This is a genomic window from Brevundimonas sp. T2-11, assembly GCF_055397675.1.
Genome location: NZ_AP027920.1, coordinates 265,460 through 280,620 on the forward strand (window position 1 = coordinate 265,460; position 15,161 = coordinate 280,620).

Genomic DNA, 15,161 nt, shown 5'->3' on the forward strand with positions numbered 1-15,161 from the left:
CCGGAGGTCCGATTTCAGGAGGCCTCCCCATGATCACCCGCATCCAGCCCGGCGCCCGCATGAGCGAAGCCGTCATCCACGGGAACACCGTCTATCTGGCCGGCCAGGTCGGCGAGCCGGGCGACGACGTCACGACCCAGACCAGGACGACCCTGGCCGAGATCGACGCCCTGCTGGCCCAGGCCGGCACCGACAAGTCGAAAATCCTGATGGCCACCATCTGGCTGGCCGATATCGCCGACTTCGACGCCATGAACGCGGTCTGGGACGCCTGGGTCGACAAGGCCAATCCGCCCGCCCGCGCCACAAGCGAAGGCAAGCTGGCCTCGCCTGAATACCTGGTCGAGATCATCGTCGTGGCGGCGCTCTGATGGCCCTCGACAAGGACAGCGAACTGGAGCGGTTCAAGGCGACCCGCGTCACCGCCCTCTATCGTCTGGACCTGATCGAGAAGGGCGCGCAACTGACCTATGAGGACGGCACGCCGGTCGACATGGCCTCGGAGAAGCAGCGTCTGAAGGACCAGGTCGCCGACATGGACCGCCGCATCGCGCGTCTGGAGGCGGCGGGCGAGGCCTAGTTCGCCGTCTCGCGGCCGGGCAGGTCCAGCAGGGCGGCGATGCGCGCCAGCTTGTCCGGGTTGCGGGTGATGAAGATGTCGATGATGCGCCCGTCCTCGATGGCCAGGGCCGTCGTCTGCAAAATCCGGCCCCTTTCGCGGCTGATGTAGCCGGGCAGGCCGTCGATCCAGACGGGGCGTATGAACTCGTGGGCGTGCGACCCGTATTTGCGATGCAGCCCCGCGCACAGGCGTAGCAGTTTCGGGGCGCCGTGGATCGCGTTGTAGAAGGCGATGACCTTGCCGCCACCGTCGGACTTCAGTGTCACGCCTTCGGCCACAAGCGCGCTCAAGGCGGTGAGGTCGCCTGTTCGCGAGGCCTCGAAGAAGGCGCGGGCAAGGCGTTCGCCCTCCTCGCGTTCGACGGCGTAGCGGGGGCGGGCGGCCTGGATATGGCGGCGGGCGCGGCTGGCCAGCTGCCGCACGGAAACGGGGTCGCGTTCAAGGGTCGTCGCCACCTCGTCGAAACCGACCTCGAAGACGTCGTGCAGCAGGAAGGCGGCGCGCTCCAGCGGCGACAGCCGCTCCATCGCCGTCATCAGCGACAGGGTCAGGTCGTCGGCGAAGGCCTCGGCGTCCGCCTCCGGGCCGGTGATCAGGGGCTCGGGCAGCCAGGAGCCGACATAGGTCTCGCGTCGGGCGCGGGCCGATTTCAGCAGGTCCAGCGCCAGCCGCGTCGTGGTCCGTGTCAGCCAGGCGGCGGGCTCGCGGATCTCGGCCGGATCGACCCGGCTCCAGCGGAGCCAGGCCTCCTGCATCACATCCTCGGCCTCGGCCAGCGAACCCAGCATGCGGTAAGCGAGGCGCGCCAGCCGGGGGCGGTGCGCCTCGAAGACCTCGGTGGCGGGGTCAGGCCGCGACACGCGCCGGTTCCGCCGGATGGGCCAGACGGAAGCCGACGGCCAGCCGGTTCCACACATTGATCGCCCCGATGGCGAAGGTCAGGTTCACCTGCTCGGCCTCGCTGAACTCGGCCTTCAGCGTCTCATAGTCGGTGTCCGGGGCCTGGGTTTGTTCGATGCGGGTCAGGGCCTCGGCCCAGGTCAGGGCGGCGCGCTCGCGCGGGGTGTAGAGCGAGGACTCGCGCCAGGCGGCCAGCAGGTGCAGCCGCACCTCGCTTTCACCAGCCTTGCGGGCGTCGGCCGTGTGCATGTGCAGGCAGAAGGCGCAGCCGTTGATCTGCGAGACGCGGGTCTTCAGCAGCTCCAGCAGGCTGTGCTCCAGGCCGCAGGCGCCGATGGTCTGCTCCAGCTTGATCATGGCCTGATAGGCGTCGGGGGCGGCCTTGAAGGGGCTGGCGATACGCGGGGTCATGTCGTCTCTCCTCAGCGCCTGATTGCGCGTCGCACTCATGACGAGACAGACCGACTGACTGTGACATGGCCCGTCGAATTATGTTTCCAGCCGCTCGAACACGGTCGTGATGACCGCTTGATAGGCGTCGGTCAGGGCGCGCAGTTCGGCCTCGGGCACGCGCTCGTCGACCTGGTGCATAGTCTGGCCGACCAGGCCCAGCTCCAGCACCGGGCACAGGGCGCGGATGAAGCGGGCGTCGGAGGTGCCGCCGGAGGTCGAGGCCTCGGGGCGACGGCCCAGCGTCGCCTCGACCGCGTCCTGCACGGCGGTGACGAAGACGCCCGGCTCGGTCAGGAAGGCCTCGCCCGAGCACATGTGCTCCAGCTCGATGCGCAGGCCGGTCTCGGCCTGAAGCGCGCCCGCCTCGCGGTTCAGCCAGTCGATCAGGCCGTCGCCGGTGTGGGTGGGGTTGAAGCGGATGTTCAGCCGGGCCTTCGCCTCGGCCGGAATGATGTTGGTCGCCGGATTGCCCACGTCGATGGTGGTGATTTCGAGGTTGGACGGCGGGAACTCCGGGTAGCCCTCATCCAGAACATGGGCGTCGAGGCGCGCCAGCAGCCTGGCCACGACCGGGGCCGGATTGGCGGCGCGGTCGGGATAGGCCACGTGGCCCTGCTTGCCATGGACGGTGATCCAGGTGTTGAGCGAGCCGCGCCGTCCGACCTTGATCATGTCGCCGAGGTGGTGGGCCGAGGAGGGCTCGCCGACGACGCAGGCGTCGATGACCTCGCCCTCGGCGGCCAGGGTCTGGACCACCCGTTTGGTGCCGTGCAGGGCCGGGCCTTCCTCGTCGCCGGTGATCAGGAAGGAGAGGGAACCGGGGAGTTCGCCTTCGGCCAGAATGCGCGAGACGGCGGCGACCCAGGCGGCGATGCCGCCCTTCATGTCCACGGCGCCGCGGCCGTAGAGGACGCCGTCGCGGGTCTCGCCCTCGAACGGGCCGGCGCTCCAGGCCTTCAGGTCGCCGATCGGCACGACATCGGTGTGACCGGCGAAGCAGAGGTTGGGCGAGGCCGTGCCGCGCCGGGCGTAGAGGTTCTCGATACGGGCGTCATGACCCTCGCCGGTCGGGCCCTCGAACACCATGCGGCGGCAGGCGAAGCCCAGGCCGGTCAGGGCGCGCTCCAGCACGTCCATCGCCCCTTCGTCGGCGGGGGTGACGGAGGGGATGCGGATCAGGTCGCGGGTCAGTTCGACAGGATCAATGACGGAATGTGATGCGGCGCTCATGGGCTCTATGCTTTAGGCATATCCCGCACCCGCGAGAAGGCCCGAAACCGTGCCGAAGATCGACATTGAAACTGCGCCGACCGTCCACGGGACCGGATACCCGGAAGAATTCGCCGCGCCGTGCAAGCCGCGGCGCCGCTGGCGGCTGGGGGATGCGGTCGGTCTGGACCAGTTCGGGATCAATCTGCTGCGCCTGCCCGCCGGGGCGTGGTCCAGCCAGCGGCACTGGCATTCGGCGGAAGACGAGTTCGTCTGGGTGGTCGAGGGCGAGGTGGTTCTGATCGAGGACGACGGCGAGACGGTGCTGGCCGCCGGTGACTGCGCCGGCTTCAAGGCGGGCGTCCCCAACGGCCACAGGATCGAAAACCGCAGCGCCTTTGATGCCGTGCTGCTGGAGGTCGGCTCGCGTCGTCCGACCGAGGACGCCTGCGACTATCCCGACATCGACATGATCCTGCCCACGGGAGCCGACCGCTATTTCCATCGCGACGGAACCCCCTATCCGAAGACGCCCAGAAGAACGTGACCACAGACAGTATCGACACCGCCCCGACGGTCCCGCCCCAGCCGCCCTTGCCGCCCGAGTCTGACGACGGGGGGCCTTCCAGCCCGTGGGCCATCCGGGATTTCCGCCTGTTGTGGGTCGGGCGCGTCGCGGCGGTTCTGGGCATCCAGATCCAGTCCTCGGCCCTGCTGTGGCAGGTCTATGAGATCGCCCGCCGGGATCATCCGATCGCCGAGGCCAGCCTCTATCTGGGACTGGTGGGCCTGTGTCAGTTCCTGCCGCTGCTGGCCTTCACCCTGCCCGCCGGGGCCATGGCCGACCGGCGCGACCGCAAGCACACCGTGACCCTGTCCATCGTGGTCGAGAGCCTGTGCGCCCTGGCCTTCCTCGCCATGGCCGTCCACGGCTCGCCGCCGTTGTGGGGGTTGCTGGCGGTGGCCGCCGTCTTCGGCGCGGCGCGCGCCTTCCTCGCCCCGGCCAGTCAGGCCTTCCTGCCCATGGTGGTGGGACGCAAGGCTCTGCCGCCGGCGATCGCGGCCCAGTCCATCGCCTTCCAGACGGGGGCCATCGCCGGCCCGGCGCTCGGCGGCGTAATCGTCGGCTTCGCCGTGCCCTGGGCCTACGCCTCGGCCATGGCGCTCTTCTTCGTCGCCATCGGCTGCTTCCTGCTGATCCGCACCAGGGGCAAGCCGCAGTTCGTCGAGACGGGCGTGGGGCCGCTGGAACTGGTCAAGGAGGGTCTGGCCTATGTCTGGAGGACCAAGATCGTCCTGGGCGCCATTTCGCTGGATCTGGTGGTCGTGCTTCTGGCGGGCGTCGCCCTGCTGACGCCGATCTTCGCGCGCGACATCCTGCATGTGGGGCCGCAAGGGTTCGGTCTGCTGCGCGCCTCGTTCGGCGTCGGGGCGTTGCTGGTGGCGCTCTATCTGAGCCGCTTCCCCATCGTGAAGCATGGCGGTCGCTGGATGTTCGCGGCGGTGGCGGTGTTCGGCCTGTCCACCCTGACCTTCGGCCTGTCGCACTGGGTCTGGCTCAGCGCCCTGGCCCTGTTCGTCGGCGGCGGCGCGGACATGATCAGCGTCAATATCCGCCAGACCCTGATCCAGTTGGCCACGCCTGATCACATGCGCGGGCGGGTGTCGTCCGTGTCCATGCTGTTCATCGGCGCGTCCAATGAACTGGGCGAGGCCTACTCCGGCGTCATGGTGCGGTTGCTCGGTCCCGTGGGGGCGGCCGTGTTCGGCGGTGTCGGGGCTCTGGCCGCGACCGGCATCTGGGCCAGGGTCTTCCCCAGCCTGAGGAAGGCGGACCGGTTGACGTAGCGTCCTTCTCCCCTTGAGGGAGAAGGTGTCGTGCGAAGCATGACGGATGAGGGGTGACGGCGGCGCCGTTTGCCGTAGGGCGCATAAAGGGAAAGCGCCGCGATCGGCTGACCGCGGCGCTCACACCCCTCATCCGAGCGCCTGCGGCGCCCACCTTCTCCCTCAAGGGGAGAAGGAAAAGTCAGCCCCAGGGGCGGAAGTGTTTCGACAGCTTCAGGCCCTGGCTCTGATAGTGGCTGCCGCCTTCGCCGTAGAGGCGGGTCGGGCGTTCGGTCAGCGGCTCATAGACCAGGCGGGCGACGATCTGGCCGTGTTCCAGCAGGAAGGGGGTGTCGTGGGTACGGACCTCCAGCACGCCTTTCGAGCCCGCGCCGTGTGCTTCATCCGTGCCGAAGCCGGGATCGAAGAAGCCGGCGTAGTGGACGCGGAACTCCCCGACCGAGGGGTCGATCGGGGTCATCTCGGCGGCCTGATCGACCGGAATCTCCACATCGTCCGACGAGGCCAGGATGTAGAACTCGCCCGGATCCAGCAGCAGCTCGCCGCGACGCAGCGTCAGCGGCTCCCAGAAGTCGCGCGGGTCGTGGCCGTCGATGTGGTCCATGTTGACCACGCCTGCGTGACGGCGGCCGCGATAGCCGACGACGCCGTTGTCGCCCGCGCGCAGGTCGACGCCGACGCTGCGGGTCTCCAGCTTGGGCGGCTCGCCCGCCTTGAGGCGCAGCTGGTTCAGCCGCGTGCCCGGCTTGACCAGGATGGAGAAGGTCTGGGGCGCGATCTCGAGATAGAGGGGGCCGTCATAGCCCTCGTCCACGTCGTCGAAGCTGCCGCCCTGATCCGTCAACAGACGCACGAAGACATCCACGCGACCGGTCGAACTCTTCGGATTGGCGCGGGCGTTCAGGCCCTTCGGCAGACTGAGGCGCTCTTGCAGGCGGGCGATGTAGACGCAGCCCTTTTCCAGAACCACGCCGCCCGACAGGTCGATGGCGTGTATCTCCACGTCCCTGATCCGATCCTCGACCTTGCGCTGGCCGGGCAGGAAGGAGGCGCGCACGCGCCAGGCCTGGTTCGACAGGCGCAGGTCCAGGCTGGCGGGCTGCACCTGATCAGGGTCGAAAGGGGTGTCGGACTTGATCGCGCCGACGGCGATCAGGGTCTCGATGCCCTGGAAGGGCAGAATGCCGGGCTGGGCGGGAATCTCGAAGATGCTCATGCCGTCCTGTCTCACACGGATTTTTCCACCTGTCTCCCATCGGATTGCGACGGTTGCGACAACAGGCGGGTTGAACCCCGAGGTCGGCGGGCTGCATATAGCGCATGCACGCCCCTCCTGCCTATACCGCCGAAACCGAAGGCGTCGTCGTTCGCGTCCGCCCCTCCTATCTGGCGGCCCAGTCGGACCCGGCGGCGGGGCGCTGGGTCTGGGCCTATCAGATCGAGATCGTCAACCTGACCGGATCGCCGGTGCAGCTGGTGGCGCGACGCTGGACCATCACCGACGCCTACGGCCATGTCGAGGAAGTGCGCGGTCAGGGCGTGGTCGGCGAGCAGCCGGTGATCGAGGCCGGCGACAGCTATTCCTACGCCTCGGGCTGCCCGCTGGGCGCGCCGTCCGGTTCGATGGTCGGCGCCTATTACATGACCGACGTCGATGGGCGGATGTTCGAGGCGGCCATCCCGGCCTTCAGCCTGGACGTGCCGGACGCGCGGCGGACGCTGAACTAGCCCTCAAGCAGCATGAAGCGGGTCCATAAAAAACCCCCGCCGAGAGGCGAGGGCGATAGGGCTGCGTCAACCCGGATGAACCGCAGCCCCAGCCTTGTTCCCGTCCGGCGAACCGGACGGGAGAAGGTCGGTCACGCAATGCGCTCAAGCAGCGAGCGACCGCGTCGCGAGCAATAGCGCCCTTAAATGTAGCGCCGCAGGCTGCGCGCCAGTTCGCTGGCGCCGTCCTTGGACGCGCCCTTGCGGACCTGGGGCTGGTAGGCGACGCGGGCATGTTCGCCGCAATAGACGCCTTCCGAGGCGCGACGACCGCAGAAGCTGAACTCGCGCGAGGACGGGTCGCCGATCGGCCATTTGCACATGTGGGCGCCGAGGGTCAGCACCGTGGCCGTGCCCGGCAGTTCCGGCATGGGCGCGGGGGCGACGGGCTGGGCGGTCATGACCGGACGCGGGGCGGCGGCCTCGATGCGGCGCGGGGCCGAGGGGGCCTGGACCGGGGCGGCCGGAGCGGCGGGACGCGGACGGGTGGCGGCGCGGAAGGTGGTGCGCGCCGGTTGCGACGGCGCGGCGCGGCCCGACAGGCCCAGGCGGTGCACCTTGCCGATCACGGCGTTGCGGGTCACGCCCCCGCCGAGGGTCTTGGCGATTTGGCTTGCCGACTGGCCTTCCAGCCAGAGCTTCTTCAGCGCGCCGACGCGGTCTTCAGTCCAGCTGGCTGTGGTCATGGCCACCCTCCCGGGGATCGGATTCAATATCTTGGGCCGCCGACGAATTTCTCCGTCTCGACCTGCTACTAATCGTAAAGCAGGCCTTAAAACACGCAAGATGTGGCAATTCGGCTGTCCACAGAAACCAGATGTGGTGTGGTTAATGTCCCGTTTTGACTCAGTTTTAAGTCGGCTCGGCGAACGTCGGGCGCCTTGCGAAACCAGCTTTGCGGGCGCATCTGGGCGCCTATGAAGACCGATCTCGCCTCTACTCGCCCCCTGCAACGCCCTGGCGGCCTGCCCCAGCCGCGTCGCTATGACGGGATCAACTGGGTGGGTCTGCGCACCCTCTACCTGCGCGAGGTGCGCCGTTTCTGGAAGGTGGGCGCCCAGACCGTGGCGGCGCCGGTGGTGACGACCCTGCTCTACATGCTGGTCTTCGTGGTGGCCTTGAAGGGCGCGCGGCCGCCGCTTCACGGCACGCCCTTCGCCGAGTTCGTGGCGCCCGGCCTGATCATGATGGCCATTCTTCAGAACGCCTTCGCCAACGCCTCGTCCAGCCTGATCCAGGCCAAGATCATGGGCACGGCCACCGACTTCCTGACCCCGCCGCTCAGCCCGCTGGAGCTGACCATCGGCTTCACCCTCGGCGCCGCCACGCGCGGGGTGGCGGTCGGTCTGGTGACGGCGCTGTGCGTCCTGCCGTTTGCGAAGCTGGGTCTGGCCAATATCGCCCTGATCGTCTGGTTCGGCCTGATCGCCTCGCTGCTGATGGGGATGACGGGGGTGCTGGCGGGTCTGTGGTCCGAGAAGTTCGACCACCTGTCGGCGGTGCAGAACTTCGTCGTCATGCCGATGACCTTCCTGTCGGGCACCTTCTACCTGATCGACAGTCTGCCTGAGCCATTTGCGAGCATCAGCCGCTTCAACCCCTTCTTCTACCTGATCGACGGTTTCCGGGCCGGCTTCATCGGTCACGCCGAGGGCGATCTGATGATCGGCGTGGTCATGAGCGCCGTGCTGACGGTGCTGATGGGCGCGGCCTGCTGGCTGGTGTTCCGTTCGGGCTGGCGCCTGAAGAGCTGAGCCGATAGGCAGGACCGAACGCCCCGGGGAGGGGCAGGGAGGTCCTTCATGCTGTTTCGTTCTGTTCTGGCGTCGGCTGTCGCTGTCGCCGCGCTTCTCTCCACGCCGGCGACCGCTCAGGACGCGGAGGCCCTGAAGGCCCAAGTCGGCGCCTATGTTCAGCCGTCGAACGCCGAGCGGATGAACGTCCTGCTGACCCAGCTGCGCGCCGCCGGCTTCACCCCGACCGTCGAGACCTTCGAGGGCGGCGGTCGCGCCGAACCGATGCAGGGCTCCAACGTCGTCGTCACCATCGGCGACGGTCCGAAGGAAATCTTGCTGACCGCCCACTATGACGCGGTGAAGCTGCGCGACGGAACCATGTCCCAGGGCGTGATCGACAACGCCGGGTCGGTGGTGGCCCTGATCGAGGCGGCCAGGATCCTGCGCGACAAGCCTCTGGACCACCGCGTCCGCGTCATCTTCTTCGACCAGGAAGAACTGGGCCTGATCGGCGCGCGCAAGTGGATCGAGGCGCACGGCATCGCCAATGTCGCCGCCGTGGTCAACTCGGACGTCGCCGCCTATGGCGACACCATGATGTACGGCCAGAACAACGGGGCGCAGTCGGCCTTCGTCACTCGCGCGGTTCAGGAACTGTGCGCCGAGCGGGCCATGCAGTGCGTCGGCTTCCCCGAATATCCGCCGTCCGACGACCGCGCCTTCTCGGCGGCGGGCGCGCCGGTGGTGTCCCTGGGCTTCCAGGATCAGGTCGGCGCCCACCAGATGTGGCTGGCCTTCAATGGCGGCGAGGCCAATGGTCTGGCCGAGGGCTTCGTGCCTCAGGTCTTTCGCGTGATCCACTCCAAGGACGACGCCATCGAAGCGGTTGAAGGCGCGACCATCGCTACCGCCGGCGCGACCTATGCCGCCCTGATCCAGAAGCTGGACGCACAACTGCGCTGACAGCGGTCGGCATGGTGTTGACTAAGGGCAAATAGCGCCCGACAAGTCCTCACCCTTTCTTGAAGCGGTCCCGTCGCAGGTGCGTCGGGGCCGTCTCGCTTTATGGAGTCTGCCTGTGTCCGGTCATCTGATGGGTGTCTACAATCGCGCGCCGCTGGAAGTGGAGCGCGGCCAGGGCGTCCGCCTGTGGGCGACCGACGGCACGGAGTACCTGGACTGCGTCTCGGGCATTTCGACCAACGCCCTCGGCCACGCCCACCCCAAGCTGGTTCAGGCGGTCAAGGATCAGGCTGAAAAGCTGTGGCACGTCTCCAATATCTTCAAAATCCCGGGTCAGGACGCCCTGGCTGACGCCCTGTGCGAGAAGTCCTTCGCCGACGTGGTCTTCTTCACCAACTCGGGCACCGAGGCGGTCGAGTGCGCCCTGAAGACGGCGCGCAAGTTCCACTCGGCCAACGGCCAGCCGGAACGCATCGACATCTACGGCTTCGACGGCTCCTTCCACGGCCGCACCTATGGCGCGATCAACGCCGCCGCCAACCCCAGCTACACCGAGGGCTTCGGCCCCAAGATGGAAGGCTTCCATCAGCTGACCTGGGGTGACAAGGAGGCCCTGACGGCGGCGTTTGAAAACCCGACCACGGCTGCCATCATTCTGGAGCCGGTGCAGGGCGAGGGCGGCTGCCGCGCCACGCCGGACGCCGACCTGCGCTGGATGCGCGAGATGGCCGACCAGTACGGCGTCCTGATCATCTTCGACGAGGTCCAGTGCGGCATGGGCCGGACCGGCAAGCTGTGGGCCCACGAATGGGCCGGCATGACGCCGGACATCATGGCGGTCGCCAAGGCTCTCGGCGGCGGCTTCCCCATCGGCGCCTGCCTGTCGACGGCCGAAGCGGCCAAGGGCATGACGGTCGGCGCCCACGGCTCGACCTTCGGCGGCAACCCCCTGGCCATGGCGGTCGGCCAGGCCGCCTTCGCCGAGGTGTCGTCGGACGCGATCATCGCCAACGTCAACGAGGTCGCCGGCTATCTGAAGCAGCAGCTGCACGGCCTGGCCGAGCGCTTCCCCGACGTGATCGTCGAGGTGCGCGGCAAGGGTCTGCTGGTCGGCGTCAAGCTGGTCCCCAACAACCGTGAATTCATGGGCTGGGCCCGCGACGAAGCCAAGCTGCTGGTCGCCGGCGGCGGCGACAACCTGGTCCGCATCCTGCCGCCGCTGAACATCACCCTCGAAGAGGCCCGCGAGGCTGTCGAGAAGTTCGAAACCGCCTGCGAGTTCGCCCGGACGAAGCTGGCGGCCTGATCGCCCCGGCCCGGCTGACGCCTTTGACTACGGAGACCTGAGATGGTCCGTCACTTCCTCGATATTCACCGGCTGGACGCCGCCGATCTGCGCGCGATCTTGGACGACGCCCACGCCCGCAAACAGGCGCGCAAGGGCTGGCCCCAGGGGCGCCCCGACGCCGATGCGCCGGGCAAGGACCGCGTCCTGGCCATGATTTTCGAGAAGAACTCGACGCGCACCCGTTTCAGCTTCGACGCGGCCATTCGTCAGCTGGGCGGCTCGGCCATCATCGCCACCGCCTCGGACATGCAACTGGGGCGTGGCGAGCCGGTCGAGGACACGGCCAAGGTCCTGTCGCGCATGGTCGACGCCGTGATGATCCGCGCCAACAATCACGAGGACGTCGAGCGCTTCGCCCGTGTCTCGACCGTGCCGGTGGTCAACGGCCTGACCGATCGCAGCCATCCGTGCCAGATCCTGGCCGACCTGCTGACGATCGAGGAGCATATGGGCCCGGTGACGGGCAAGACCATCGCCTGGGTTGGCGACGGCAATAACGTCTGCCACAGCTTCATGCATGCAGCGGCGACGTTCGGCTTCCGCCTGAACGTCGCCTGCCCGGCGGAATACCATCCCGACCTGCGCGATCTGGAGAAGGGCGGCGCCCACGTCCACCTGACCTCGGACCCGCGCGAGGCCGTGGTCGGCGCCGACGTCGTCGTCACCGACACCTGGGTGTCGATGGGCGATCAGGACTATGAGGCGCGTCTGGCCGCCTTCGAGCCCTACACCGTGGATGAGGCCCTGATGGGTCTGGCCAACGCCGACGCCGTCTTCCTGCATTGCCTGCCGGCGCACCGCGGCGAGGAAGTCACCGACGCCGTCATCGACGGGCCGCGCTCGCTGATCTGGGACGAGGCCGAGAACCGCATCCACGCCCAGAAGGCGGTCCTGGCCTGGTGTTTCGGCGGCGAGTGAAACTCGCCTTTCCTTGAAGTAGGGGCCCTAGCGCCTCGCCCGCGGGGCGAGGCTGCTTGAGGGCTTTCTTCTCGTGCGGGGAGAGGTGGCGCGGGCCCCGCCTTAATAGGGCGTCGGGAAGGTGCGTCCGCCCAGCACCGAGGCCAGGTGGATCAGCAGCAGGAAGCTGAACGCCCCCGCCACCAGCATGATGAAACGCCACGGCATCATGCGCGGACCCTTCGACAGGTCCGGCGGACGGGCCCCGCGCCAGCCGGAAAAGGCGGCGATGGCGATGGCGGCGGCCAGCAGGGTCAGGGTCAGCAAAGGGCTCATGCCGAGGGCAGGTGGCGTTTGCGGCGCGGCTTCGCAAGCCGGAAATCCGCGAGAAGATGAATCTAAACGCGACGTTAACCATGTCGGGCTGAAAAGCACGAAATCGCGATCAAGCGCTGCCGGTGATTCTGTCGCCTCAGGCGCCAGATATTGCGGTTAACGACACGTTTACACGCTTGATCTGGAGCGGTAGCGTCCCACAAAGACTCGGGAGGCGAATCAGTGAGCGCAGCAGCGCCGTGGAGCGTAAAGGGCATCGACCCCAAGGCTCGCGAGATCGCCAAGGACCTTGCGCGTCGCTCCGGCATGACGCTGGGCGAGTGGCTGAATTCCATGATCATGGACGAGCCGGACGAGGATGAGGGCGTCACGCCCCTGCCGCGTCGCACGCCCATTCCCGATCCCTATGACCGTCGCAGTCGTTCGCGCCGACTGGACGACGTCTACGGCTATGAAGACGATCGCGCCGGGCGCATCGGCGCCTCGCTGGAAGTCATCGCCGAGCGTCTGGAGGCTGTCGAACGGCGCTCGACCGTCGCCATCCAGGGCGTGGATCAGGCCGTGGCCGGTCTGGTGCGTCGTCTGGAGAAGCAGGACGAGATCGGCCTGGGCTACGCCCGCCGCATCGACGACATCGCCGACGAGCTGCGCGAGGGCCACAAGCGTCTGCGCCGCTTCGAGCAGGAAACCGGTCCAAAGAGCGAGGAAGGCTTCGCCCGACTGGACGCTGCGCTCGGCGCGGTTTCCAGCCGCCTGTTCGACCTGGACGAACGTCAGCGCAACACCATCGGCGACCTGCGGGCGCGGATGGAGGCGGTCGAGAAGGCCGCCGGTCCCGGCCCCGGTACGGATGTCCTGGCGCAGGTCGGCGTCCGTCTGGACGAAGCGCAGGAGCGCACGTCGGAGGCTCTCAAGGGGCTTGAGCGATCCTTTGCCGCTCTGGATCAGCGCCTGCGCGACGCCGAGGGACGGATCGAACCTGAGCACGCGCGCGAGGCCGCACGCTTCGAGAAGCTGGCCGAAACCCTGACGCGTCAGGTCGAGGGCAGCCGCGTCGAGATGATGCGTCGTCTCGAGGTGGCCGAGACCGAAAGCCGGGTCGACCGCATCGAGCGCGCCCTGGCCGTTGTCGGCGACCAGACTCGCGCCGCCGAGCAACGCTCGGCCGACGCCGTGGAAGCCATGGGCCGTGAGGTCATGCGCATCGCGCAGAATCTGAACGGCCGTGTCGAGAAGGTTGAAACCGGCGGCGCGGCTGCGGATGTCGAAGCGCTTGGTCAGACTCTGGGCCGCGAGTTGAACGAGCGCCTGGATCGCGAGATGCAGCGCCACGCCCAGGCCGTGGACCAACGCATCACCCGGTCCGACGACCAGCACGCATTGGCGCTCGAGCGACTGGGCGGCGAAATCACCCGCATTTCGGATCGCCTCAGCGAACGCATCGCCCAGTCGGAGCGCCGTTCGGCGCAGGCCCTGGACGATATCGGCCGACGTCTCGCCGAGACCGCCGACAAGAGCGAGCAGCGGCATGAGCGCGCCTCGGGTGAACTGGGCGAGCGGATGCGGCAGAGCGAGGAGCGCACCGCGCGCCTGCTGGCGGAGGCCCGCGACAGCATCGAGCAGCGCGAGGCTCGCGCCGTCCGTCGGGAAACGCCGCTGGAAAGCCCTGAGCCGACCCCGTGGAGCCCGACCGAGGGTTCGAGCGGCGACTGGCGTGCGGCCGCCTTCGCCGATCCGGCGGCCGATCTCTGGTCTCAGGACACGATGGGCGGCGTGCTGGACGCCGCGCCCTTCCCGTCGCCGACGGTCAGCGATCCGGAGCCGGTCTTCACGGATCCCCTGGAAGCGGAACTCAACGCCTTCGCCCCGGACCCCGAGGCTGAGGCGACGCCGAGCGCCCTGTTCGGTTCCGCACCCGAGCCCGCACGTTTCGGCGTTGTATCGACCGAGGCGGCGGATGAGGGCGAGAGCATCATCGCCTCGATGTTCGATGATGCGGCGACGGCTGACTTTGGCGGGGCGGACGTCAGCGATGTCCTGGGCGGGTCCGATAGCCGCGCGCTCGGCGGTCTGCCTCCCCTGGTGGATGGTCCGGATGGCGAGGATGACGGCTTCTCGGGCGATGTCGACTTCATCGATCCCGCCGCCCTGAAGGCCGGCGCCGCTGCGGGGCGGGCCTCGACCCGCGACACCCTGGATGCGGCGCGCGCGGCCATGTCTGGCGGCGATGAGGCTCCGCGCAAGGGTTTTGGATTGAAGCGGGGCGGCAAGTCCAAGCTGCAGGAGCGTCTGGACAAGCAGGCCAGCCGCGAAGGCTCGACCATGCGCAAGACCCTAGGCGCCATGGCTGTGGCGGCCCTGGCCACCGGCGGCGGCTACGCTTCCCTGCAACTGGCGGAAGGGTCGGGTTTGATTCTGCCTGACTTGGCGACTCTGACCGGCGGCATGGTTCCTGCGGCCGAGACGGAAACGGCGCCCATCGCGGCCGTGGCGCTGAGCGCGACGCCGACTGAGGCTGTGCCTTCGCCCGACATCGCGGCGACAGAGGGCGCAAACCTCTATGTGCGCGGCGTGCAACTGATCGACAACGGCGACGACAGCGGCCTGGGGCCGCTGAAGCGCGCGGCCGACCTGGGCTATGGTCCCGCCCAGATGCGCCTGGCCGGCCTCTATCAGGAAGGCGGCGCCGGTCTGACCCCCGATCCGGTCGAGGCGCGAACCTGGGCGCGGCGTGCGGCCGAGGGCGGCGAGCCGCGGGCCATGCACTATTACGCCATGCAGCTGTATGAAGGCGAAGGCGGCGCGCGGAACCGCGTCGAGGCCCTGGCCTGGCTCAAGAAGGCGGCCGAGGCCGGTCGCGTCGACAGCCAGTACAATGTGGCGCGTCTCTATGAGAAGGGGGATGAGGGCGTCGCGCCGAACGCGACCGAGGCCTTCAAGTGGTACATGATCGCGGCCCGCCGCGGCGACCAGCAGGCCCTGGCGGCGGTGCAGCGGCTGACGCCCCTGACCTCGGCCGAGGCTCGCCGCGTCGCGCGCGAGGCCGCCGACGCCTTCACGGTCGAGCCGGTCGCGTAACGAA

At 68.3% G+C, this 15,161-nt stretch carries 16 protein-coding genes; 10 read left to right on the forward strand and 6 right to left on the reverse strand.

The genetic code is table 11. From position 1 onward, the window contains the following. The first annotated feature begins 29 nt into the window (after positions 1-29). Entirely contained in the window at positions 30-371 is a 342-nt protein-coding gene (locus ACZ5XO_RS01250) for a RidA family protein (protein ID WP_464163529.1), read from the forward strand. Continuing rightward, positions 371-580, forward strand: a complete 210-nt coding sequence (locus ACZ5XO_RS01255) for a hypothetical protein (RefSeq protein WP_292085260.1) — start codon at positions 371-373, stop codon at positions 578-580. Before ACZ5XO_RS01250 ends, ACZ5XO_RS01255 begins: the two co-directional genes overlap by 1 nt. Here ACZ5XO_RS01255 and ACZ5XO_RS01260 read toward each other — a convergent pair. From ACZ5XO_RS01260 to dapE, 3 genes are all read right to left on the reverse strand, one after another. Beyond that, positions 577-1,482 (reverse strand): sigma-70 family RNA polymerase sigma factor, encoded by a 906-nt coding sequence (locus tag ACZ5XO_RS01260; RefSeq protein WP_464163530.1) that lies wholly within the window; start codon positions 1,480-1,482, stop codon positions 577-579. The genes ACZ5XO_RS01255 and ACZ5XO_RS01260 overlap by 4 nt on opposite strands. Beyond that, complete coding sequence (locus tag ACZ5XO_RS01265; RefSeq protein ID WP_464163531.1) at positions 1,469-1,933, reverse strand: carboxymuconolactone decarboxylase family protein; 465 nt, start codon at positions 1,931-1,933, stop codon at positions 1,469-1,471. Before ACZ5XO_RS01265 ends, ACZ5XO_RS01260 begins: the two co-directional genes overlap by 14 nt. Positions 1,934-2,011: 78 nt before the next feature. Continuing rightward, complete coding sequence (gene dapE, locus ACZ5XO_RS01270) at positions 2,012-3,205, reverse strand: succinyl-diaminopimelate desuccinylase (protein ID WP_464163532.1); 1,194 nt, start codon at positions 3,203-3,205, stop codon at positions 2,012-2,014. Between the two features lie 49 nt (positions 3,206-3,254). On the opposite strand from dapE, the gene ACZ5XO_RS01275 reads away from it, so the two are divergent. Together ACZ5XO_RS01275 and ACZ5XO_RS01280 are read left to right on the forward strand one after the other, a co-directional pair. After that, positions 3,255-3,731 carry a cupin domain-containing protein gene (locus tag ACZ5XO_RS01275; protein ID WP_464163533.1) on the forward strand — a complete coding sequence of 159 codons (477 nt, stop codon included), beginning with the start codon at positions 3,255-3,257 and terminating at the stop codon, positions 3,729-3,731. Between the two features lie 47 nt (positions 3,732-3,778). Then, the gene (locus ACZ5XO_RS01280) at positions 3,779-5,032 is read left to right on the forward strand and encodes an MFS transporter (protein WP_464164844.1); all 1,254 of its coding nucleotides are present in this window, start codon (positions 3,779-3,781) and stop codon (positions 5,030-5,032) included. Positions 5,033-5,213: 181 nt separating this feature from the next. Here ACZ5XO_RS01280 and ACZ5XO_RS01285 read toward each other — a convergent pair whose 3' ends face one another. Beyond that, on the reverse strand, positions 5,214-6,248 hold the full coding sequence (locus tag ACZ5XO_RS01285; protein WP_464163534.1) for a 2'-deoxycytidine 5'-triphosphate deaminase: 1,035 nt from the start codon (positions 6,246-6,248) through the stop codon (positions 5,214-5,216). 104 nt (positions 6,249-6,352) lie between these two features. On the opposite strand from ACZ5XO_RS01285, the gene apaG reads away from it, so the two are divergent. Continuing rightward, complete coding sequence (gene apaG, locus ACZ5XO_RS01290; RefSeq protein WP_404619709.1) at positions 6,353-6,760, forward strand: Co2+/Mg2+ efflux protein ApaG; 408 nt, start codon at positions 6,353-6,355, stop codon at positions 6,758-6,760. A 182-nt stretch (positions 6,761-6,942) separates the two neighbouring features. Here the strand turns inward: apaG and gcrA are convergent, their stop codons facing one another. Next, positions 6,943-7,485, reverse strand: a complete 543-nt coding sequence (gcrA, locus tag ACZ5XO_RS01295; protein ID WP_464163535.1) for a cell cycle sigma 70 cofactor GcrA — start codon at positions 7,483-7,485, stop codon at positions 6,943-6,945. A 231-nt stretch (positions 7,486-7,716) separates the two neighbouring features. Between gcrA and ACZ5XO_RS01300 the strand changes: the two genes are divergently transcribed. From ACZ5XO_RS01300 to argF, 4 genes are all read left to right on the forward strand, one after another. After that, positions 7,717-8,553 (forward strand): ABC transporter permease, encoded by an 837-nt coding sequence (locus ACZ5XO_RS01300; protein ID WP_464163536.1) that lies wholly within the window; start codon positions 7,717-7,719, stop codon positions 8,551-8,553. Between the two features lie 48 nt (positions 8,554-8,601). Further along, positions 8,602-9,498, forward strand: a complete 897-nt coding sequence (locus ACZ5XO_RS01305) for a M28 family metallopeptidase (protein WP_464163537.1) — start codon at positions 8,602-8,604, stop codon at positions 9,496-9,498. A gap of 130 nt (positions 9,499-9,628) precedes the next feature. Further along, positions 9,629-10,804: an acetylornithine transaminase gene (locus ACZ5XO_RS01310; protein ID WP_464164845.1), complete on the forward strand. Its 1,176-nt coding sequence runs from the start codon at positions 9,629-9,631 to the stop codon at positions 10,802-10,804. Positions 10,805-10,846: 42 nt separating this feature from the next. Beyond that, positions 10,847-11,764, forward strand: a complete 918-nt coding sequence (gene argF / locus ACZ5XO_RS01315; RefSeq protein ID WP_464163538.1) for an ornithine carbamoyltransferase — start codon at positions 10,847-10,849, stop codon at positions 11,762-11,764. A gap of 102 nt (positions 11,765-11,866) precedes the next feature. Here the strand turns inward: argF and ACZ5XO_RS01320 are convergent, their stop codons facing one another. After that, positions 11,867-12,079, reverse strand: a complete 213-nt coding sequence (locus ACZ5XO_RS01320; RefSeq protein WP_464163539.1) for a hypothetical protein — start codon at positions 12,077-12,079, stop codon at positions 11,867-11,869. Positions 12,080-12,301: 222 nt separating this feature from the next. Between ACZ5XO_RS01320 and ACZ5XO_RS01325 the strand changes: the two genes are divergently transcribed. After that, on the forward strand, positions 12,302-15,157 hold the full coding sequence (locus ACZ5XO_RS01325; RefSeq protein WP_464163540.1) for an SEL1-like repeat protein: 2,856 nt from the start codon (positions 12,302-12,304) through the stop codon (positions 15,155-15,157). The last annotated feature ends 4 nt before the right edge of the window (positions 15,158-15,161 follow it).

What these genes read in the sequence shown, in the direction of transcription:
- ACZ5XO_RS01250 (WP_464163529.1), top strand. Translation starts at nt 30, where the DNA reads ATGATCACCCGCATCCAGCCCGGCGCCCGCATGAGCGAAGCCGTCATC.
- ACZ5XO_RS01255 (WP_292085260.1), top strand. Translation starts at nt 371, where the DNA reads ATGGCCCTCGACAAGGACAGCGAACTGGAGCGGTTCAAGGCGACCCGC.
- ACZ5XO_RS01265 (WP_464163531.1), bottom strand. Translation starts at nt 1,933, where the DNA reads ATGACCCCGCGTATCGCCAGCCCCTTCAAGGCCGCCCCCGACGCCTAT.
- dapE (WP_464163532.1), bottom strand. Translation starts at nt 3,205, where the DNA reads ATGAGCGCCGCATCACATTCCGTCATTGATCCTGTCGAACTGACCCGC.
- ACZ5XO_RS01285 (WP_464163534.1), bottom strand. Translation starts at nt 6,248, where the DNA reads ATGAGCATCTTCGAGATTCCCGCCCAGCCCGGCATTCTGCCCTTCCAG.
- apaG (WP_404619709.1), top strand. Translation starts at nt 6,353, where the DNA reads ATGCACGCCCCTCCTGCCTATACCGCCGAAACCGAAGGCGTCGTCGTT.
- gcrA (WP_464163535.1), bottom strand. Translation starts at nt 7,485, where the DNA reads ATGACCACAGCCAGCTGGACTGAAGACCGCGTCGGCGCGCTGAAGAAG.
- ACZ5XO_RS01300 (WP_464163536.1), top strand. Translation starts at nt 7,717, where the DNA reads ATGAAGACCGATCTCGCCTCTACTCGCCCCCTGCAACGCCCTGGCGGC.
- ACZ5XO_RS01305 (WP_464163537.1), top strand. Translation starts at nt 8,602, where the DNA reads ATGCTGTTTCGTTCTGTTCTGGCGTCGGCTGTCGCTGTCGCCGCGCTT.
- ACZ5XO_RS01310 (WP_464164845.1), top strand. Translation starts at nt 9,629, where the DNA reads ATGGGTGTCTACAATCGCGCGCCGCTGGAAGTGGAGCGCGGCCAGGGC.
- argF (WP_464163538.1), top strand. Translation starts at nt 10,847, where the DNA reads ATGGTCCGTCACTTCCTCGATATTCACCGGCTGGACGCCGCCGATCTG.
- ACZ5XO_RS01320 (WP_464163539.1), bottom strand. Translation starts at nt 12,079, where the DNA reads ATGAGCCCTTTGCTGACCCTGACCCTGCTGGCCGCCGCCATCGCCATC.